Annotated in this window: 16 protein-coding genes; 11 read left to right on the top strand and 5 right to left on the bottom strand. The window is 45.7% G+C overall.

Annotated elements, in window-relative coordinates; all coding sequences use genetic code 11:
* Positions 1-111 precede the first annotated feature (111 nt).
* The 3 genes from CWC29_RS16010 to CWC29_RS16000 all read right to left on the bottom strand — a co-directional run bounded on the left by CWC29_RS16010 (position 112) and on the right by CWC29_RS16000 (position 2865).
* Positions 112-534, bottom strand: coding sequence for a hypothetical protein (locus CWC29_RS16010; RefSeq protein ID WP_128727284.1), 423 nt, complete (start codon positions 532-534; stop codon positions 112-114).
* Between the two features lie 11 nt (positions 535-545).
* Positions 546-2342, bottom strand: a complete 1797-nt coding sequence (locus tag CWC29_RS16005) for a S8 family serine peptidase (RefSeq protein WP_138522462.1) — start codon at positions 2340-2342, stop codon at positions 546-548.
* 124 nt (positions 2343-2466) lie between these two features.
* Complete coding sequence (locus tag CWC29_RS16000; protein WP_128727286.1) at positions 2467-2865, bottom strand: YbaN family protein; 399 nt, start codon at positions 2863-2865, stop codon at positions 2467-2469.
* Positions 2866-3098: 233 nt separating this feature from the next.
* On the opposite strand from CWC29_RS16000, the gene CWC29_RS15995 reads away from it, so the two are divergent.
* The 5 genes from CWC29_RS15995 to asnB all read left to right on the top strand — a co-directional run bounded on the left by CWC29_RS15995 (position 3099) and on the right by asnB (position 9543).
* Positions 3099-4346, top strand: a complete 1248-nt coding sequence (locus CWC29_RS15995) for a Zn-dependent hydrolase (protein WP_128727287.1) — start codon at positions 3099-3101, stop codon at positions 4344-4346.
* Positions 4347-4488: 142 nt separating this feature from the next.
* On the top strand, positions 4489-4920 hold the full coding sequence (locus CWC29_RS15990; protein WP_138522460.1) for a hypothetical protein: 432 nt from the start codon (positions 4489-4491) through the stop codon (positions 4918-4920).
* Complete coding sequence (locus CWC29_RS15985) at positions 4917-6338, top strand: sodium:solute symporter family protein (protein ID WP_138522458.1); 1422 nt, start codon at positions 4917-4919, stop codon at positions 6336-6338. The genes CWC29_RS15990 and CWC29_RS15985 overlap by 4 nt, the downstream gene beginning before the upstream one ends.
* Before the next feature lie 109 nt (positions 6339-6447).
* Positions 6448-7518, top strand: a complete 1071-nt coding sequence (locus CWC29_RS15980; protein WP_138522456.1) for an aspartate/ornithine carbamoyltransferase family protein — start codon at positions 6448-6450, stop codon at positions 7516-7518.
* Positions 7519-7527: 9 nt separating this feature from the next.
* On the top strand, positions 7528-9543 hold the full coding sequence (gene asnB / locus CWC29_RS15975; protein WP_138522454.1) for an asparagine synthase (glutamine-hydrolyzing): 2016 nt from the start codon (positions 7528-7530) through the stop codon (positions 9541-9543).
* 101 nt (positions 9544-9644) lie between these two features.
* Here the strand turns inward: asnB and CWC29_RS15970 are convergent, their stop codons facing one another.
* Positions 9645-10940 carry a porin gene (locus CWC29_RS15970; protein WP_138522452.1) on the bottom strand — a complete coding sequence of 432 codons (1296 nt, stop codon included), beginning with the start codon at positions 10938-10940 and terminating at the stop codon, positions 9645-9647.
* A 268-nt stretch (positions 10941-11208) separates the two neighbouring features.
* Between CWC29_RS15970 and CWC29_RS15965 the strand changes: the two genes are divergently transcribed.
* The 6 genes from CWC29_RS15965 (at position 11209) to CWC29_RS15940 (ending at position 20098) form a co-directional block, all read left to right on the top strand.
* Positions 11209-13167: a methyl-accepting chemotaxis protein gene (locus CWC29_RS15965; RefSeq protein WP_128727293.1), complete on the top strand. Its 1959-nt coding sequence runs from the start codon at positions 11209-11211 to the stop codon at positions 13165-13167.
* A gap of 158 nt (positions 13168-13325) precedes the next feature.
* Positions 13326-14177: a D-hexose-6-phosphate mutarotase gene (locus CWC29_RS15960; RefSeq protein WP_138522450.1), complete on the top strand. Its 852-nt coding sequence runs from the start codon at positions 13326-13328 to the stop codon at positions 14175-14177.
* Positions 14178-14238: 61 nt separating this feature from the next.
* Complete coding sequence (locus tag CWC29_RS15955) at positions 14239-15588, top strand: sigma-54-dependent transcriptional regulator (protein ID WP_138522448.1); 1350 nt, start codon at positions 14239-14241, stop codon at positions 15586-15588.
* On the top strand, positions 15566-16837 hold the full coding sequence (locus CWC29_RS15950; protein ID WP_138522446.1) for a sensor histidine kinase: 1272 nt from the start codon (positions 15566-15568) through the stop codon (positions 16835-16837). Before CWC29_RS15955 ends, CWC29_RS15950 begins: the two co-directional genes overlap by 23 nt.
* Before the next feature lie 58 nt (positions 16838-16895).
* Entirely contained in the window at positions 16896-17132 is a 237-nt protein-coding gene (locus tag CWC29_RS15945; protein ID WP_128727297.1) for a hypothetical protein, read from the top strand.
* A 152-nt stretch (positions 17133-17284) separates the two neighbouring features.
* Complete coding sequence (locus CWC29_RS15940) at positions 17285-20098, top strand: TolB-like translocation protein (protein WP_138522444.1); 2814 nt, start codon at positions 17285-17287, stop codon at positions 20096-20098.
* Between the two features lie 78 nt (positions 20099-20176).
* Here the strand turns inward: CWC29_RS15940 and CWC29_RS15935 are convergent, their stop codons facing one another.
* Positions 20177-21979 (bottom strand): PKD domain-containing protein, encoded by a 1803-nt coding sequence (locus CWC29_RS15935; protein WP_138522442.1) that lies wholly within the window; start codon positions 21977-21979, stop codon positions 20177-20179.
* Between the last annotated feature and the right edge of the window lie 264 nt (positions 21980-22243).

The raw sequence follows: 22243 nt of genomic DNA, 5'->3' as shown, positions 1-22243 counted from the left end.
AATAGACTGATAAGAAAAGAGTAGCTCGGGGCGGGCAGAGTGAGTTTGGTGTAGCTTGTCTAGTATTTAGGTCTAAAGGAAATGAGAGGCTAGGCCTCTCATTCGCTGATATTACTCACTTTCTAGCCCTTCAAGCTGCAAGCCAATCTGAGTACTTAACACTCCAGCTTGCGCTCGTAGTTGTGCATTTAAAGCGGTTAGATCGGTTTGTGCGTCGGCGTGGCGGTAGATTGCGCGGTTACCACGGACATAGCTTAATATCAGGTTATTATCACTAGCGAAAGTAGTAGCATTAATCATCGTAAGATGTTCAACGATAATTTCACCAGTGACAGTGTAAACCTCGCCAGTTGCAGGTGATTGTAGCTGTAACCCTGCCACTAATGTTGTGCCGTCCCCTTCGAGTGAGACAAAAGATTGGTTATTGATGTTTATCTCGGCACCTTGTGGAGCCTCGGTTAACTCAATTAATCCATCGCTAGCTGCAAGTGCTTGGCCACTAAGTAGTAAGGCAGTTAAAACGAATGCTTTCATAGTGGTTCTCCTTAGTTATGACCAATAAAACGAATTTGCCAAGAGGTTAATACACCATCTTGTGCGTTATTTCTATGCACTGCTTGAATATCCGGATCGCCGTTACGTGGATCAAAGATAAAAGCTTCGTCCTCACCTTGGGTATCAATTAACCGAATGGTCCACTGACCTTGTGCTGGCTCTCCATAGAAGTGGTGCGATAGCATTTGCATATCGTTAAAGCCGTTACGTCCGGTAATGGTACCTGTTCTTGGTGTCATTAAAACACTGCGAGTGCCTGACGGAGAAATAAGCTCAATTGCAACGTCACGGGTACTGGTATGCTCACCGGTCACTCGGATCTGTACCGCTTCAACGGTGACATCGTTGTCAATTTGTAGCGAGCTTTCGGCACCCGCAAGGCTACCGTCAGGAATGGTGACATTGGCATTAACTTGCTGCCAAGGTGTAATCGTGAAATTCCCTCGATCCGCACTATAGAAGCGGGCCATATTTACTGCCGCATCAACATCGATGGCACCGAAGCCATAGAAGGTGTGGAAGTCATACCCTGCCGCATTAGTTTGCCATGCTGGGATCGCATCATATTGCTGTGCTTCACCAGCCACATTGTTAAAGGTTAGTGTGACACCTGGGTGGTCTGGGTCAATTTTGCGAGCGGTTGAAGCTAAAATATGTCTAACATCACGCCACGTTAACGCGGGGTTTGCAGACATGATTAGCGCAATTGCCCCTGTCGTGTTTGGTGCCGCAGAAGAGGTGCCATTCATAGTCGCGTTATAATCACAGGTTGGATCGAGCGGGTGCCCGCCATGTAAACTATTGCGAAGGTTCGCAGGGTTTCTGCCCCAGTCACAGCCGCTAATATCTGTTGAGATAATAGCAGGTGTTGTTGAACCATATTCGCCACCTGGTGCACTGGCGAACACACTAGAGCCTACTGTTGAATACGATGAGAGTTTACCATCCGCATTGTAGGCTGAGACGACTAAGTTCCAATAGCTGGTATCAATACGTTCTAAGTTAACGTTTTGCATCGGTAAGCCATGATTGCGATTTGCAAACCATAAATAGCCAGAACCAAGTCCGTTTGCGTTAAAGCTTTGAACTCGATAGCCATTACCTGCAGATTTTACGAATATTGCACCGCGGCCACTATGACTTGTGGTAGTGATCTCTTCTTGAGCTTCTTCATAAGTTTGTAACCAAGGAGAAAAGTCATAATTGAATGTCTGCGGCGATGAAAGGGTACGGCCATAGCTTTGGTTAAATACCCGAGGAAAATCAAAAGAGGCTTTGTTGAAACCGTCAGAGTACATACCGTGAGACTGTAACCAGTTTTCCATGTTACCGTTTTTAAGATAGTTAAAACCAATTAGGCCTGCTCTTGGCGCTACGCCGCGACCTCCAATACCGTTAAAGGCACTTGCAGCGATGATGCCAGCAACGCCTGTACCGTGGCTATCCCCACTGTTGGCTGGTTTTAAATCAGGAGAGTTAGTGAGAAAGTCCCATGAGCCAGGTCTGACGTTGCCAATTAGATCTGGATGGGTTAGTTCGACACCACCGTCAATTACCACAGTCGTCACCCCGGTACCCATAATTCCAAGGGCGTGAGTAAGGCTAAGGTTAAGATCCTCTCCTGCAACACCACCACGCTCAGAGAACGCATTTTGCCCTGTATTTTTCAAGTGCCATTGCTGGTTTACCAGTGGATCGCCTGGAAATAGAGGGTATTCCTGTTGGGCATTTGCTGCGCCGTGTAGTAACCCTAGCAATGTGGCTAGGTAAGTTATTTTTATTTTCATGGTATCTCAACTTGTTATTGTTTCTTTTACAAGAACAAACTGTATACCTCAAAAAGGTACTCGATGTAAATAGTGAGTTATATATGTATTTTTGTTGTTTTTATTTTGTTTGTTATAAGTGCTTCTATTTTGAATTGGCAGGGATGGCTGATGGTCGTGTAAGAATATAGCTGAGTACGGCAGCCTCAGTTATTGCGACAGACCACACCACCCAAATAGGTGCGCTACTATAACTCAAAGCTAGTAAGCCAACGCTCATGCCAATCGCCGCGCCAATCTTACCTTTTATTGGGATGACCTGATGTTGCCGCCATGCAACCAGACTCGGGCCAAATTTTGGATGAGTGAGTAGCCAATTTTCTAGCTTAGGAGATGAACGGGTAAAGCAAGCAAGGGCGAGGATGAAAAAGATGGTAGTAGGCATAACAGGCAGTGCCATGCCGATAAAGCCGAGACCAACAAACACGATGCCAGCAACATGCAGCCAAAAACAACGATTGAATAAGGGAATTTTTTTACGCATAGGCATCCTCATATTCCGGGAGTGCTGAAGTGACAGCGCATTGAGATGACCAGAGTCTACTTTGTTAATCTGAAGCCAGTAATTAAAAGCATACCACAGTGGCTGAAATTCGCGAATTTTCAACTAAGCTAAAGCAAAGAGATCACCAGTCGGACGTCAGTGTTTGAAATAGCTAATCTGATCTCATCTCAGGTTCAAGGAAGTGCTGCGACTGAAACGTTGAGGGGCAAAGTATGCAAGTAAATTTAGAACGTCTTAAGTCTACCCTATTTGCGCTCGCGGAGTTCGGTTATAACCATGAAGATAAGGGAATTTATCGCCAAGGTTTTAGCAATGAGGATTTTGCAGCGCGTAAATGGCTGATGGAATGCGCACAAAGTGAAGGGTTCGTGAGTCGCATGGATGGCGCTGGCAATGTGATTATTGAAATGACCAGCCCGGATATTGCAGCAAAACCCGCTGTGATCATTGGCTCTCATCTCGATAGTGTACCTGCTGGTGGCATGTTTGATGGAACCCTAGGCGTCATTGCGGGATTTGAGTGTATCCGCGTATTAAAAGAGCACAATGTGCAATTAGAGAGGCCGATTTGGGTTATTGGCACCAGTGAAGAAGAGGGACGCTTTGGCGGTATGATAGGGGCTCAAGCGCTCACCGGAAAGTTAACGCCACATCAATTACTCACAAGCCATGATGCGGATGGCTGTATGCTCAGTGATGCTATGCGTGCCCAAGGTTTAGAACCTATGGATGCGCTGAATGCGAGACTGGAACCAGAGCAAATAAATAGTTTTTTTGAATTACATATTGAGCAAGGCCCTGTACTTGATCAAAAAGGCATTCAAATTGGCGTGGTGGAGGGGATTTCTGGGGTATTTAAATGGATAGTCAAATTAATTGGGAAGGCCGATCACGCAGGCACGGCACCTATGGAGATGCGCAGCGACGCTTTTATGGGGCTGGCTGATTTTGCTTACCAGTTAGATAGAATTATTGCTGAGGACGGAACGGATACCACGAGGATCACTGTCGGTAAGGCAGAACTAAAGCCAGGTTTCGCACATACGATTGCTGGAGAGGTGGATTTCACCATCGTCGCACGCGATATGGACGAAACGGTGATGGAGAACCTTGAAATTGCCTGTCGTAAAGCGCTTTCAGCCATCGCTCGAAAGCATCATTTAATGTTTGAATATGAGCAGGTAAGTTGGTTGTCTCCAATGAAGTGTACACCAGAGATGGTGGAGTTTATTAGTCAACAGGCTGAGGCTTTATCGCTGAATTATCAGGTCATGCCAAGTGGCGCTGGTCACGATAGTCAGTTTTTTTCAGAAGTGTGTCCCACAGGACTGATATTTATTCCATCACTCAATGGCGTTAGCCATGCGCCAGACGAATGGAGTCATTGGCATGATGTCGAAGCTGGGAGTAATTTATTGTTGCAATGTGTTCAAAAAAGAGCAATAAAAACAAAAGAATAAATGTGAAGTGAGGATGAAGTTGGCTGGCGGTTTACTAGACAAATTTGATCCTTAAGCTAGTCTTTGTTACTACTAGAATAATGTGGATAGCAAAACTTGCGGCGAATTCGGACTTGGATAACCGCAGTTAGGGATTATGAGGATGTGGATCGCCCGAGTCGTAACCTTAGTCTTAGTTGCTGCGAGCTTTAATGGGTTTGCCGCCTCGTTGAGGGTGAGCGATGAGGTCGTGACTGCTGGGTTTATAACGCTACACATTGAGCGTACTGGTCCCCCTCTACAGCAATCAACACAGCTATCCATTCAACATCTTTCAGAACCTTACTCCCTCTCCCTTTCGCTTCAGCCGACTCAACAAGCGGTAACCATTAGTGGCTTGGCTGATGGTGATTATCTCGCAACCTTAGCTGATCCCTCTACTAACTCGGCACAAACGTCGGTCCCATTTACAGTTAAACATCATCAGTTAACGCTGGCGCTTGCACTGTTTGTACTGGGCTTGTGCTTATTTGTGCTGCTTGTAGGGGTGATTGTGGTAGGCAATAAGCAAGCGCACGATAAGGAAAGCGTATGATAAATGCTTCATTGGCGCTCGGTCTTGCCCTAGCGTTTGCTTTGCTATGGGTATTTTTTGGTTGGTGGATTGGCAGGCGCGTGCAGTCACATAATGAGTTTGCGCTGGCCGGTAGAAATGTCGGATTGGCCTTTGCTTGCGCCACTGCGATGGCAACTTGGGTCACCAGTAACACCACTTTAGTTGCGCCACAGCTCACTTATCAGTTTGGTATTTGGGGCATGATAGGCTACGCCTGTGCCGCATTCGGATTGCTGCTATTTGCGCCGCTAAGCCAACGCATCAAAACTTTACTGCCCCACGGCTACACCAGTGGCGACTTTATACGATTGCGGTTTGGGCGTTTCTCTTGGTGGATCTTTTTGCTGATCTCTTTCGTGTATGCCATGAGTTGGCTCGTTAGCCTAGGCATGGCGGGTGGCATTTTGCTACACACCCTAAGTGGCTTAGATTATCACCTTGGTATGTCAATAATTCTCCTGATGTGTGTGGTCTACACGCTCTTTGGCGGTCTAAAAGCGGTGATCGCCACGGACTTTCTACAGGCCATAATTATTTTGGCTGGCGTCGTAGGAATAGCCATTGTCGTGGCGATGAATGTTGGGCTTGAACCCATTCACCAAAAACTCAGTAGTGACCACCCCAAGTTACTCGACCTGCTTTTCCCTGCCGCTGTGATGTTTTTGTTCAACAATATCTTTTTTGGTTTAGGAGAAATTTTTCACAGCAACGTATGGTGGTCAAGGGCGTTTGCATTTAAAGGTGGAGTGGGCAAAAAGGCGTATTTTATCGCGGGATTCCTGTGGCTGCCGATCCCAATCGTGACTGGATTTATTGCGCTGGCAGCGCCGAGTTTAGGCTTGTATCCTGCTAGCGCCGATATGGTAGGACCCCTAGTTGCAAGCCAAGTACTCGGCTATACCGGCTCGATTATTCTGTTCATTGTAGTGTTCTCCGCGCTGGCATCGAGTTTGGACTCCTTGCTTGCTGCAACGTCAGATCTCATCAATCAAGATATTTATCTGCAATACATCAAACCAAAGGCGAGCGATAGTGAACGCTTAAAAAGTGCTAAGTGGATTATTGTTCTGCTCGGCGTAGTGACCTGGCTATTGTGTTTACCGAAAATCGCCACTTTGGGCGCCTTGTTGAATTTTGCTGGTGCCTTTGTCGCCAGCACCATTTGGCCTATCGTATTTGGGTTGTACTTTGCGCGAATGATGGGAAATAGCGCTGGCTGGGCTATGTTACTTGGCACGCTATCTGGATTGATTGGGTATTTTTATATTGGTTTTTATGTCGCCGCATTAGTTTCTTGTGCGGTGTCGTTATTAATTTGTGTGATTGCTTGGCGTTTTAGTCAGCAATCATTCCATTGGCAAGCGTTGGGCACGCAAAGCAAAATGGAGGATGTATGATCTCATTGGGCGCATTTTCTAGTTTAATTTGGCTGGCCATAGTGCTCAGTTGTTTATGTCCTGTTGTCCTTGTCGTTATGTTCCTTATTGATTATAAAAAGAGGCAGTTATGGTAAGTGCGCAGCAAGTAGAGTTTAATCGAGCGCAGCCGGATGTTTACGGGGATGCACATCCCAAAGCATTACTCAGAGCGATACAAGAAGACGGTGACAGGTTGCATTGTTTGGAGAATAAGCACATTATCAGTGTCGACCATCTTGACCGAGACGTGCTGATCCAGTTATTCCGCCTCGCCGCGAAATATGAAAGTAATCCAGCAAGGTTCAGCTCGCCGCTCAGTGGCAAAATTTTGATCAGTGCGTTTTATGAACCCAGTACCCGCACCCGGCTGTCGTTTGAAAGTGCATGGCACCGCTTAGGGGGCGACATCATGTCGATCACCGATCGCTCCTCAACGGGCATAGCGAAAGGGGAGTCGCTGCAGGATGTCGCCGAGATGTTCAATAATTATGGTGATTGTGTCGTCTTACGTGACACCTCAGTGGAATCTATTGAAGAGATGATCCACAGCCTACGCATTCCAATTATCAACGCTGGTAATGGCATTGATGAGCATCCAACGCAAGCTATGTCCGACCTTTACACTATTTTCAAATGGCGGCCGTCGTTATTACTCCCTGACAGTGAAGCTTTTAGCCCTATAAAAATTGGCGTGATTGGCGTGCCGAGCCAAATGCGTACGGTGCGTAGCTTGCTGAAAATGTTTACGCACTTTCCGCGCATTGTGGACGAAATATTCCTGCTCTATGACGAGAGTGTCGAAGATGCGGTATCGAGTGAGCAATTGGCGCAGCTTGAAGAAGCTGGAGTAAAGGTGTCTATCGGTCATGACATGAACGCTGTTTTACCTGAGCTTGATGTGGTGTATATCAATTCCATTGCATGGGTAGGTGAAAGCTTCGAAACCTATGGGAAGTCGTTTAAATTGAGCACGGACTCACCCTTCAAGCCCGATGCGATAGTGCTTCATCCGCTGGCTCGAGGTGAAGAGCTGTGTACCAGTTTAGATGCCACGCCACACAATTGGTATTTTAGTCAGGCACGTGGTGCCGTCTTTTTACGCCAAGCCTTATTGACCTGTATGGTGCAGCGCGCCAGTACTGTGATGGATGTGATTTAGGGAGATATTATGTGCGGAATTGCTGGTATTTTTTCAACGCAAGCGCAAACACAAATAGATAATCAATTATTGGTAAACATGGCAGCCATTCAACATCATCGTGGTCCCGATGGTTTTGGCTATAAACAAATAGCTGGCGTGGGATTTAGTCACGCCAGACTGTCGATAATCGACCTTGACGAGCAAAGAGGTCGACAGCCCTTTATAAGTTCTGATAAGCGCCTAATGTTGGCGCACAATGGCGAATTTTACGATTACGCGCGGATCCGAGCTGAGCTGGTAGCAAAAGGGGCAAGGTTCCAAAGTAAAAGCGACTCAGAAATTGCCATGCACTTATATCAGCAGCTTGGCCTTGATGAGATGCTGACGCATCTGCGCGGTGAGTTTGCGTTTGCATTGTATGACCAACAAACCGATACGTTGCACTTAGTTAGAGACCGCTTTGGTATTAAACCTTTGTACTACACCCAAACAGAAGACGAAATTGTGTTTGGCTCAGAACTGAAAGTGCTGTTTGCCAATCCTAAAGTTAAGCGCCGATTCTCAAGTGAAGGTCTCTTTCATCAACTGATCCAAGTCATGGTTCCCGGCAGCACGGCATTTGCGAATGTACATCAAATCAAACCTGGACATGTTGTTAGTATCACCAGAAGTGAACAAGGTTTTAGCATCGAAGATAGACCTTATTGGGATGTTAACTTTCCGAAGGCGCAAGCGTATTTAAATAGCAAAGATGAAGTATATTACATTGATGGCGTGCGCAAGCAGCTGCTTGAAGCGGTGCAGTTGAGACTCACGGCGGACGTTCCGGTAGGGTGTTACTTAAGTGGTGGCATAGACTCATGTGCTATTTTGGGTCTGTCTTCGGCCGCAGCACAAGCACCTATTAAAGCCTTTACCATAGGCTTTGATAGCGCAGAGTACGACGAAACGCCGATTGCAAAACAAATGGCACAAGCCACTAAGGCCGATCATCATATTATGTCGTTGAGCGGTGACGAGCTATATGGCCATTTTGAACGAACTTTATGGCATACCGAAAGAACCATTTATAACACGCTTGGTGTTGCGAAATACTTGATGAGCCAGCAAGTTAACGAGTCTAATTATAAAGTTGTGATGACCGGAGAGGGCTCCGATGAGCTTTTTGCGGGTTATCCCGCATTTAGAAAAGACCTGTTTTTATATGGCTTAGATGAACTTGATGACACCGAAAAAGCTCAGTGGCAAACCATGCTGGAAGACAGCAATAAGTTGTTTAAGGGGGCTATGCTTTCCCGTGAGCAATACGATAGTGCAGCATTAGATGAGGTGGTTGGTTTCACACCAAGTTGTTTGCAGCCTTGGCTGTCATGCAGTCACTTTGCCCATCAACTCGTTGCCGCCGAACACAGAGAAATACTCACGGGTTATGACGCAGGCAAAGCAATCGCTGAGACTTTAGATGATGCCATGTTGGAGTCCCGCCATCCACTCGACAAAGCCCAGTATGTATGGATTAAAACCATGCTTGAAGGGCAAATATTAACTTGGGGCGGTGATAGGGTCGACATGGCCAATTCGATGGAGGCAAGGCCTGCCTTTTTAGATCATCACCTCGCAGAGTTTGCCTTTACCATTCCCCCGCAATATCGCATTAAAGATCGTAAAGAAAAATACGTGTTACGCGAAGCGATGAAAGGACTGCTGCCAGAAGTACTGTATGAACGAGAAAAGTTTGCTTTTATGGCACCACCAGCGCACTCAGATGAGAAAAAGTGGGCTGCAATGCGCGTGTTGGCTGATAAGTACTTATCTAGACAAGCTGTAGAAGCCGCAGGTTTATTAGACTTTGAAGCGGTAAATGCGCTATTTGAGTTACATGATTCACCAGACGCCGATGATTCACTCAAAGTGCAACTAGATGCCGTGATCAATCATTTGCTTGGTGTGCAAATACTCCACAAACAATTTATCGCCGCAGATTTACCTCAATTTGCTGCCGCTGAAGCAGAGCGCCTAGGTTGGAGAGCAGCCACAAACTAACGTAGGTCTTATTGGTATTACAGAAAACAAGGAAATAAAAAGGCGATGCACCAACTAGTGCATCGTCTTTTTGATTTAATACCTAAGGTTAATCCCAAAGATTAAAAGTAATAACCGAAGTTAATGTTGAAGCGACGCTCGCTTTCGTCACTATCGCCTGCGATTGAACCACCAATAAACGGCTGGTTTTTCGCGTGAACTAAATCAACATAGGTGAAGAACGCACCCGCGGCGAGTGACACACCTGTAACATTCATCCAAGTGTCTTCGGTGTTATCGGATTTGTCGTAAATAATACCGAAGTCGTTATAAAATTGCAGATCGGTAATTGGGCCGAATTCAACTGGCAGGTTGTACGCTACATTAAAGTTCGACATGGTAGCTTCTGCCGCGATGGAATCATAAAACGCATAAGCGCCTACCGCCATACGGTTTACATCGTCAATATCGTACTGGTATTCACCGTGTTGTAACTGTAAGTTCCAAGGGCCAATGTTACTATTTAAATGTAGTGCCCACGCGTTGTAATCACCTGCTCGGTCATTACCATCGTGAAGGCCACCGGCAAGGCCGGAGACGCCAATTTCAGTTGTGCCACCGTTGTGTTCAATATGATACGCGTAACGACCAACAAAGGTGTTGTATTCGCCGATTGGTTGCGTTGGGTCGTCATAAACGCCATCGCCCGCTTTACGGAAACCTACCACGTCATAAGAGTAGCGATCGCTGCGGTCATCCACGTAACCATCGACACCACCTAGCTCATCATTTTTGAAAAAGCCAAGATCAAGCTGCCAGTTGTCCGCTACTTTACGTTTAAATACCACCCCCATGTCGTGGTCGTCTTCAAGGCCAATGTAATAAGTAGTGTTAAAGAACCAGTTGTGCGAATTGTAAGGTGAGTTACCAAAAGGCACTTTAGTCATACCAACCTGAGCTTGCCAATGGTCAGCAAAGTCATAGTCTAGGTAAGCGTATTTTACCGCAGTCATATAGTCGAAAAAGCGGATTTCGGCGTTTAAGCCAAAGCCACCGACATTGCCAGAAAAGTTCAACCTGAAAATATCGAAGTCAAAATCACCGCCACGATTTTTGTTGTCATCGTCATAAGACGTATGGCTGTAGTTGGTTCTGATCGCGCCGCCGACTTTGATAGTCGGTTTTGTTTCAGCAGCTGCAACTTGAGTTTTAGTTTCAGCTTTGGTTGCGGCTTTTTCAGCCTTAGCGATTTTTTCCTGTTGTGCTCGTGCCTGCTCTTTTTGTTCTAGCTGGGTGAGCTTCTTCTGAAGTTCAGCTAATTGGCGCTTTAATGCGTCAATTTCTGAGTTTTCGGCAAGCACTGAATTAGAGCAAAGTGCTAGACCTAACCCGAGTGAGATGGTTGAAAGTTTTAACATATTTGTCCCGTTGTTAAATGGTTGAGCGCAAAAACCTCTTACAAATTGTAGACCACCAAACCTATCCTTGCAGAAAGCAGATAAATTTTATGATCCTTGATTGAATTATCCATAGTAACACTGCGGCCTATCTGACCTCAAAGTTACACAACATTTAACCATACCCAAGATGAATATAAGACGAACAAGTGATCACATTTGTATGTCATTCTTGCCCAATAGCTTATCTCTCACTATATTTTTATTATCTGTGAAATGGTGTTTATTCATGAATATATCGCAAAAATTAAAATTGTCTTTCGCAACAGCAATCGCGCTTCCTTTGTTAATCATAGCGGGGCTTATAATCAGTCAAACTAGGCAGCAGGGGATAGAGACTTTCTCAGAGCTCAGTGATCGAGAGGCGCTACAGGTTGAGAATGGTATCCAGATGTTTTTTGATGAAATTGCAAAAAACGTTGACTATTTAGCAACCCATGCACAGGTCTTGAGTGCGCAGCAAGACGTGAAAACTTATATGGATACGACCAGCACCACTCGACTTAATTCGAAAGCAGGAAGTAAAACAGAGCAAGCAGCATATTCGTTATTTGAGCACTTTGGAAATACACACCCTGGTATTGCCTATATCTACATGGGAAATCAGCAAGGTGGTTATATTCAATGGCCTCTAGGTGAAGTGAATGCAAACTACGACCCTAGGCAGCGTCCTTGGTATCAAACGGGACAATCGGGAAATGGCGAGACTATCCGCACTAGTGCCTATTACTGGGCACCGGATGATATGGTGATTGTGTCGACGGTAAAAGCGATAACTGCTAATGGCCAAACGGTGGGTGTCCAAGGCATGGATGTGTCACTGCAAGGGCTGACCAAAATCATCCGCAATATCAAATTGGGTGAGACCGGCTATTTGATGCTAGTAGAAGACACCGGAAATGTGTTAGTCGATGCCAAGTTCTCCGAACATAGATTTAAAAAGCTGGCAGACATAGCAAACGGCCGCTATCGAGAATTGGCTCAAAATAAAGATGGGTTATTTGAGCTCGAAATTAATGGGCAAGACTATTTTGCCAACATCTATACAGCACCAAAACTAGGCTGGAAGTTTATTGGTTTAGTTGAAAAAGGCGAGGTAATGGCAGCAGCCAATGCGATGACGCTGACTATATTGATTTTAAGTGCTGTCCTGATCACCGTATTTCTGTTATTGGCAAGCTATATTTCGAAGTTGATTTCAGCGCCTATTGTAGAAGTAAGTGATGGCTTAACTGAGATTTCTCAAGGCGGTGGTGATTTGACGCAGCGTTTAGACATTAAAGCTCGGGATGAAACGGGCAAACTGGCGACAAGCTTTAATCTGTTTTTAAATCTCATTGCTGAGTTGGTGACGCAAATCAATGAGTGTGCCCAGCAAGTTAACGAAACCTCACGACAAACCGCTTCGCAGTCTGATCAGCTCACGGGCGCTACCAGTCAACAGCAACAAGCGCTTGAAATGGCTGCCACCGCAATTAATGAGATGGCAGCAACCGCAAACGAAGTAGCGGCAAGCTGTGCCAATGCGGCTGAGTTGGCCGGGCAAACTCAGCAAGCATCTGAGCTGGGCCAAAGGGTGATCACAGAGTCTGTCGAGAGTGTTACAACGTTATCTGAAGTGATCAATAAGGCAACCGCGGATATCATGCAGCTCGACACCGAAAGCGAAAATATTATGTCGATACTCAGCGTGATCCGAGGCATAGCGGAACAAACTAATCTTTTAGCATTAAATGCTGCAATTGAGGCGGCACGCGCAGGTGAACATGGTCGTGGTTTTGCTGTTGTGGCCGATGAAGTACGAGCGTTGTCACAGCGTACGTCTGAATCGACGGAAGAAATAGCCTCTCAGCTTGATAAGCTTAGAAAAATGACGGAAATGGTGTCGGGAGAAATGAAGCGCAGCCTAACGCGTACGGAGCAAACGGTTGAGCTGACAAACTCAGCGCAACAACAATTTAGTGAAATTACTCAAGCGATTGTCAATATTAGCGACCTCAACACGCAAATCGCCACCGCAGCTGAAGAGCAGCAACATGTTGCCGAAGATATCAATCGTAACGTGGTGGAAATTAAAAATGCCGCGGATAGCGTTAGTGATATCGCTGTGAATACCAATCAAAATGGCGTGAGATTACATTCATTGTCGAGCACACTCACAGAGCTGGTGGGCAAATTTAAGGTGTAATTTTAGTCCATTCAAGCTCCATAAACCGTGAGAGCTAGACTCTCATGGTGCTTCTGCACTGATATAATTGAATAAGTTTCAAATTGGATGGATAACAGTTTACTCGTATTATTTAAGTGGTAAGGTAGGCATATCATTGAGTTGACGTAGGAATTACCATGGAATTATCACCTTCAGTTTCAATCGAGCGCACTGAGTCCGGGCTTGAGTATATTTGGGTCGACAGTGCATTTTGCCAAGCGAAGATCTTTTTACAGGGTGCGCAACTGACCGAGTTTACACCTGCAGGAAAAGGCAATTTAATTTGGGTTTCTGAAGCGGAAGATTACCTTGAAGGCAAGCCAGTACGCGGTGGTATTCCAATCTGTTGGCCTTGGTTTGGTGTCCATAGCAAAACGGATTGGCCAATTCATGGGGTTGCTCGCAAGCTACTTTGGCGTGCGCATAGTGTTGAAGAAAAAAGCGATGAAATTACCGTTAAACTCACACTACCGATGACCTTAGTTGAATCACAATACTGGTCACACACGTCACAATTAGAGGTCGAGTTTGTGTTATCGGACAAGCTCGAAGTGCGACTGACCAATATCAATACTGGGGATGCGCCATTTACGCTAACGCAAGCTCTGCATACGTATTTCCCAACACCGGAAGTCAGCAATACCACGGTTGATGGATTACAAGGCGCGAAATATATCGAATTTGGTGAAGGTCCATTTGAGCAAACTGAAGTGGTTGGTTTTGCCCGCGAAACCGATATGGTATATACCCAAGCAAGCCCAGTGCAAACCATCAACACGCCTGCGGGTATTATTGAAGTAAAACGTGAAAACTCAACTTCTTGTGTGCTTTGGAACCCATGGATTGAAAAGTCACAGCGTTTAAGCAACTTTAATGATGATGAATACCACAAGATGTTGTGCTTAGAAGCGTGTAACGTAATGGATGATGCCGTGCAACTTGCACCGGGTGAAAGCCATACCCTAAGTACAATCATCCGTTGGTTATAATTTTATATTCGCGGAGCAGACTATGCTCCGCTGAAACCCGATAACAATAAAAATTCTCCCTATGGAAAAGCCCACAATACTGGTTATCGATGATAACGCCGAAGTACGCCTCAGCGCCGTATTCTTTTTAGAAGATCAAGGTTTCAATGTAATTGAGGCGGCAACCTTAGAGCTTGCCAAGCCTCTGCTCACCGCTAAGCAAGTGTCATTAGCCTTGCTCGATATGAACTTCTCCCGAGATACCACTTCAGGCAATGAAGGGCTAGACTTTTTGCGCTGGCTACGTGACTCCAATCTTAATGTGCCTGTGATCTGTATTACCGGTTGGGGAAATGTCGCGTTGGCGGTGTCTGCAATGCAGCTAGGTGCAAGCGACTTTATCGAAAAACCATGGGACAATCAGCAGCTGCTAGAAGCCGTGCAGCAACAACTCAAAATATCATTAAAGCAAGCGAATATCGTAGCAAAACATAGCGAGCGCGGCGCGTTTCAATGGCGCTCTCAGGCGATGCAATCTTTATATAAGCAGCTTGCTAAAGTAGCAAAAACCGATGCTCGGGTGCTACTTACTGGGCCAAGTGGCGCGGGGAAAAGTCATTTAGCTCAGTGGTTACACGAACAATCTAATCGTTCAGCAGGACCTTGGGTTGAGGTGAATATGGGCGCGGTGCCTGAGTCATTATTCGAAAGTGAGATGTTTGGCCACAGCAAAGGAGCGTTTACGGATGCAAAGCAGCATCGTGTTGGTCGTTTTGCAATGGCAAAACAGGGCACGCTATTTCTGGATGAAGTTGCGACAATTCCACTTCCTCTACAAGTAAAATTACTGCGGGTGTTGGAAAACGGCAGTTATGAAGTTGTGGGTAGCAGTCAGACGCAACAAGCAGATTGCCGGCTTATTTGCGCAACCAATACCAATCTTGACGCCTTAGTGAAAGTCGGTGAGTTCCGAGAAGATTTGTTATATCGCATCAACACGATTGTGATTGAAGTGCCGAGGCTCGCCGAGCGTTTTGGCGATATCGTGCCGTTGGCTGAATATTTTGTCGCTAAGTTTTGTGCGCAGTATGGTGAGCCAATTCGTGAACTTAGCCCAGCGGTTAAAGCTGCGTTGATTGAATACAATTGGCCTGGCAATGTGCGAGAGTTAAGTCACGTTATGGAGCGTGCCGTGTTAATGGCGGAGGGCTTGCAAATTGAGCTCAGTGATTGCCAACTACGCTTTACCGCTGCATCTAAAGTGACCAGTAATGTGCCCAGCAAGACTTTGCAACAAGTGGAGCAAGAAATGGTGGAGCAAGCGATGCAGCGCGCTCAAGGTAATGTCGCAGAAGCCGCTAAAATACTTGGGCTCACGGCTTCTTCTCTTTATCGACGTTTGGAAAAGTATGGTCTTAAAACATCTGGCTAGCGCCGAGTGGCGGCTTGGGGCCTACTGTACGCTGTTAACCATTAGCTGTACGGTTGTACTGACTTTGCTGCTTCTGCAACTACAGCTTGAGGTGATGTGGGTTGCCGTCGTATCGGTGAGTGTGTTGGGGTTATTGGGCGGGTTACAAAAAATACTGTTGTCTCACCTTAAACGCATTGCCATGCGTGCTAATTGGCAGTTAGAAGCGATTGCACAAAGTGACTTTACGCAAACCATTAAGCCACATTATACAGTGGGCGTGGTGGCTGAATTTGAACAGCGCTTGCTGGCATTGAGTGCACAGCTGCACAGTCAAAAGCGCCGTTATCATAGTCAGCAGTTTATCATTTATCAGCTAATAGACAGCCTTAATACCCCTATTATGATGTTTGACGATAAGCTCAAACTTGCCTACGCCAATGGTGCATTTGAGTCGCTTTATCATCGCCCTTGGTTAGAGTGTAAGGGAATAAGCGCGGCTCAGTTTGGGCTGGTGCAACAAGATAATCACTGGCATTTTGCAGATACAGCGCAGCAATCTCGGTGGCAGCTGCAAAGCAGTGAATTCTTTCAAGAGGGTAAGCAGTTTTCTTTACTGGTTGCACTCGATATCACGAAGGCATTACGTAAAAAGGAGCTGGCTGCTTGGCAACATTTAATCCGAGTAATAAGCCATGAGATCCACAATAGTTTGACGCCCGTAAGCTCCCTAGCGCAAACCTTGTTGGCAAGAGCGAAGGACGAAAAAGAGCAACATGCGCTAAGTGTGATTGGTCAGCGTTGCCAGCATTTACAACAATTTGTGAGCCAATACGCCAAGGTTACGCAAACCCCAAGGCTAGACAGGGAGTCGGTTTCCATCATTCTGTTACTATCCTCTGTTGCTGCGCTATTTGAGGATACCGACATCCAAGTAAACTGCACTGTGAATACGCTCAATCTTGATAAAGCTTTAGTAGAGCAGGTGCTGATTAATTTAGTTAAAAATGCTATTGAGGCCAGTGGTGAAAATGCCAAGTTGACGCTACATGCTTATTATCAGCAGCAACAAGCGGTAATTGACGTACGAGACAATGGCCCGGGCTTTGCCAACCTTGAGAACATGCTTACTCCTTTCTATTCCACCAAAGAAGGAGGGCAGGGAATAGGTTTAACCTTTAGTCGCACCATTGTGGAGTTACATGATGGGCAACTTAGTTGTCACAACACGGGCTCAGGAGGATTAATAAAAATCACTTTTCCTTGTTGATAATAATTATCATTAGCATATAATTAAAGCTCCTTCAAAACCTTGGCAAGGAGCTACCATGTTAGTCACTTATCTGTTGGCCAGCGGCTTTATTTTTATGGCGTATACCTACTCCAAATCATTTAAATCACATGCGCATACCAAGGCAAAGCTAGCGGTGTTATTGAGCGCGGGTTTAATCGCCACGGCAAAATGGCAGGCGGGGTTGAGCTCAACCGTGGTATTTTTTGTCTTTGCAGTGTCTCTTGCGATACTTAGCCTGTTTATCACCCTTGCACAGCCACAAAAGCACTGAAAAATTACGTGCATATAGAGCAACGCACATCTTGCTTGCCTCAAAATAGACGTTTTAAGGTATAACGTAGGCAAGAAATTGTTACTAAAAAGCACACTTTTTCTTTACATCTCTTGTTAAGCTAGCGCAACTGGATTTATTTAGGAAAGGTAATGCGAGCGCTACTGATAATTTTTGTTGCTTTTACTAGCTTTGGTTTACAGGCTAAGTGGCAAACCATCAAAACCGAAAACTTCAATGTGCATTATCCCCAGCCGCTTCAGCAATGGGCGTATTCTGCAGCAAATGAGCTGGAGGTGGTACGAGATAAAGTGCTGGCACAACAAGGCAGAGCCTTGAGTGAACGTGCAGATGTGATTATTTACGACCCTGAAAATGCGGCCAATGGTTTTGCATTACCCAGCACAGATAAACCAATGATGGCACTGCAAGCGACGCCGCCTCAAGCTGATTCCGTCATCGCAAATAACACCAGTTGGCAGCAATTGCTCATTTTACACGAATATATCCATCTCGTTCATCTATCACAGCCTAGCCGTAGTCAATGGCGACAACACCTCAGAGATTGGCACGATATTACCGACTTGCTCGATGCGGTATTACCGCGTTGGGTCAGCGAAGGTTATGCCACCTTGCTGGAGTCTAGATTAACGGGACGGGGACGTTTATACGATAACTACAGTGAGAGCATTGTGCGTTATTACGCGCAGCAAGGCGCATTACCGACCTATAGCGCTTTAGATAATGGCGACAAGTCTTACCTTTCCAATTCCATGGCGTACTTAGTCGGTGTACGTTTTCTAGCATGGCTTGAGGATAATTATGGTGCACAGACGTTAGATGCCGTGTGGACAAGAGTGCAGGCGGTGGAATCTCGCAGTTTTGAAACCGCATTTAGTGGGGCTTTTGGAGCGCCAGCCAGCCAGTTATATCGTCGCTTTATTGTTGAATATAGCTATCAGGCTATGCAGCAAGAGCTAGCCTTGGTTCCGACACAGAGTGAGCTTTGGCAGCGGTTCGCGTATGCTGCTCGAGATATCGCGTTCTCTCCGGATGGCAGTCAATTTTTGGTGGTAGAGCAAAACCGTAAACGCCAAGTCACACTCAATATCTACGAAAACAAAGAAAATGTAGAAGTTATAGAGCAATTTAATAAGCGCAATGAAGCAATACTAAATGCCGATCCTAAAGATATTGTGGATATCGCACCTGAAGTCTTTCCAAAAAAGCGACTTGCACAGCTTGATGCACATAATTTTGCTGGTATCTATTACCCCCAGTGGCTGAATACCGACGACATTTACTTCGTTGCAAAAACGCCGACTGCAGACGACACCTTTATTAATGATTTGTTTGTATGGAAAGTTGGTACTGGAAAACCTAAGCAACTAACCAAAGGCGCGGGTATTCGTCGCTTTAGTATTGTTGATGCCAATACCGTTATTGCGGAGGTGTCTCGTTTGGGTTACTCACAGCTAGTGACCATAGAGTTGGACTCAGGAAAGCAAACTGTAATTACCACAAGTAAGCTTGGGGATGTCTATGACTTTCCAGTGCTCTCTAAGGAAAACGCGACATTAGCCTATGTACATGTTGCACCTAACAAACGCTGGCAACTTGTTGTTAAAGATCTTAGCCACGATACAACTAAAATTGTTTATTTACCCAAGTCACATCAATACCTTTCGGGGTTAACTTGGTCTCATGATGATGACAAGCTGTACTTTATTTCTGGAGTTGCAGGCCACTTAGCGGTAATGCGTTATGATGTGACGAGTAAAATACTTGAGGCCTTACCTGCGAGTGCTAAACCGCTTGAGCAAATTATTACTTATTCACAGCAGATACTGGTGAGCTATGCGACCCCTGAGGGTGTTAAGGTTAACAAAATAATTGCTCCGGCTTGGCGCACCGTGAGCGTGTTGGAGCAAGTGGATGAGGCGGAGCGAAAAGAGCTGCACCCCCACCAATTACCTGTGGCTAAGATAGATCAAACCGCGCAGCCCAGTTCTGATTATTCTGTGTTCGAACAGTCTTATTCTGTTGCCTTATCTGGCGCATTTAATAGCGCCTCTTTTGATAGTTTGGGCGTGGCATTAAAAGGGCAGGATGTGCTGCGCCGACTTGCTTGGCAGTTTGGAGCCGAGAAAAGTATCAATAATGGCGCGTTGATGGGCGCATTTGCCCAACTTGAATATCGTCATGAAAACTGGAAAACGACGTTTGATGCTGGATATCAAGAGCTAGAAGCGGATAAGCAGTCTCACTCGCCACAAACAAATACCTCGAATGAAAGTAGTTTTAAGCAATTTTCCTTGTCATCTAGCTATCGTTTTGGTGACGCATTGAATTACCTTGCTCCCGAATTGGGTGTTATTCGTGTGCAACATAGTGAAAAAACATGGAGCGGTGGGCGTTATGGCTTTAACGCTCGTACATTATGGGATACGCAGCAGCATGGTGTAGTACTGCAAACCTCTGCAGCTCAGTGGTTAGGTGAATTAGATGGATTTGATTACCAGGTGAGCCTGTTTGCTAAAGCATGGCAAATTCCATTCTATGCATCGGTCGATAGCCGCTACAGCAGCGAATTGCCACTAGCTGTGGGTGGTAGAGCGCTTACCAGCACTAGTATTAGTAATGGTTTACACATCGTTAGCGAACCTATGTTGCCACATCTATTTGCAACGGGAAGCCGCTATTTAGGCTATGAATTTGCAACTTCATGGCAGCAGGGAAAACCTAAGTTATTTTATAAGCAGCATCAGTTAGATGGAGAAGTGATTGGACAAAATTACGGTATTAAGATGCGCTTACCTTTGTCTCGAGTGATATTAGGCAAGGCCACTGATTTTGCTCCTGCAGGATTAACCGATCTACAGTTTAGTGCTGGAGTGGGCCGCGTAGAGGGGCATAATTTGACGAATGAAAACCGTGTTTGGTTTAGTGTTTGGTATGAGTTGTAGATAATCGCATAAGATTGCTATCAAATAAGCGGGGGGGAGCCCCCGCAAATCATTCAGTTTGTTTATTCGAAGTTTAGGCTAGTTGTGATCTGCTATGATCTGCAAACCTGAGTAAGCATTATATCCGCGGATCATCACCCAATAACGACCAGCTCCTTCATTTAGGGTACAAGATTCGTTGTTACCATAACGGTAAGGGCGGCAAGTCCAATTACTGGTTGTAGGTTCTGCACCTTTTAGTACGTACATGTCAGCATCACCAGTGCCACCGCTAGTGTTAAATGTCACTGTATTCACGCCTGCAGGGGCATCATAATAGAAGAAGGTTTCACTGCTTCTCGCTCCAGAAAGCCCCGTTTTTGCAACTCCCTTGATAAGCTTTTGCTCTTCACCTGGCAGCGTCACAGCAACTTGTTGTGTTGTTGACGCTGTGTCACCATTACTATCTGTGACGGTGAGTTCTACGGTATAGCTGCCAGAGTTTGTGAAGCTATGTGAAGTTTGCGCGCCTGAAGCGGATGCGCCGTCACCAAACTGCCAGCTGTGTTGTGTAATAGAGCCATTCGGTGAGCTAGAGCCTGAACCATCGAAGCTGCAGCTTAGGTCATTACAGCTGTAAGTAAATAACGCAACGGGCAATGGATCGGTAGTGCCGTTATCCCCAACGGGAATTTGACCACCAAAGTGACTAGAAACCTGAGGCCAAATTAAGCTAATTTTAGCGCCTTTATTGGTACAGCCACCTAAGTGGTGTAGCGCAACAACATTGTTGGTTGAGGCTGCGAGCACTGGTGAACCTGACGAGCCGCCAATAGTGTCGCAGTAATAGCCTATATCTGTACCAGTACCTCGACCATTCGCCGTTGCTTGGTTAACAGAGCATAGTCCATTGGTGTCTTGATCAGACTCAATCGACAGCTCCTTAGGGTTACCTGAACCATGCTGAGGAATGTAAATACGCTCGCCCTGCGATGGGTTTCGCACGTCTAAGCCAAAATAACCAAACGGCTGGGCTTTAGCGAAATCATTGATGGTAAACAACGTATAATCTAGCGTGTAATCTGTTTTAAGGAAGTCTTTACCTGTGACCTTTACCACAGTCTCGCGCTGGCTACCGTTACAGCTCGTACTTTGATAGTTAAACCATACCTCGGTATTCGCCAGCTCCGATGCAGATCCTACGCAGTGATTATTGGTAAACATGCGGTTATCCGCGCCTACACGCCAACCCGTACATAAACCACTGCCGTTCATAAGTAGTCTGGCGACAGGACGTGAACGCTCGAATTCGACCGGATGTGATTGTGCCCAGCACTGCACGTCTTTACGCTCCATTGCGCCACAGGTCGACATGGGGGTCACATCGGTCAAGCTCTCAACACTTGCTTGCCCCTCAATACCATGATGATAAAAATCGATTTCAGGCGTTTTGCCTAGATTACCCTGACCTGGGGTATATTCAATGATAACTTTATCAGCAGAGACTGACATAGCAGAAAATTGTTTAACGCCGTCATCACCGAGATTTGGATCAACTGTTGCAGCGCTGAGATTTGCTTGGGTATATTCATAGCGCTCACCACTATCCTCCGAGCGAACTACGAGTTTACCGCCGCCTGCAAGATTGAGGTTTTTAAAATGTAGTTTGATGTAGCTTGCACCTGGGTGTGAAACCGTTTGCACAATAGTTTGCGTAGACGTTGAAGTGCTTGTAGCACTATTTTGAGTAATAAGTGGAAGGTTGAGGTCATACCTTTTACCAATCATTGCTTTGCTAGCTTTGCTGGTATATTCCATCATTTGAGCTTCAGTTAATGGCGCTTGTGCCATCGCGATACCAGATGCTAAACCTAATGCTGTGATAAGAATGTGTCGTTTCATTGTTATTCCTTTTGAGTGTGTGGTTTTCCAACTTGAAATAAATAAGTTGGGCGTCGCTCAATACTCAGGTTTCGGTGCACTGTAGAGCACAACTAATTTGAGTATGTTTTTTGAACATCCACACACCAAAATAGAAACAATAATGCTTTTTGTAAAGTTTTATTTATATTGTTTTAACATAAGTTTTACTTAATTAATGCCATATCGGCTGGGAGGGGACGTCCCATGCTGCCGCGTTTCAAGTGTACTTATTTTTATACGGTT

The organism is Pseudoalteromonas galatheae, from assembly GCF_005886105.2.
Lineage (GTDB): Bacteria > Pseudomonadota > Gammaproteobacteria > Enterobacterales > Alteromonadaceae > Pseudoalteromonas > Pseudoalteromonas galatheae.
This window is presented reverse-complemented; position numbering and strand designations above follow the sequence as displayed.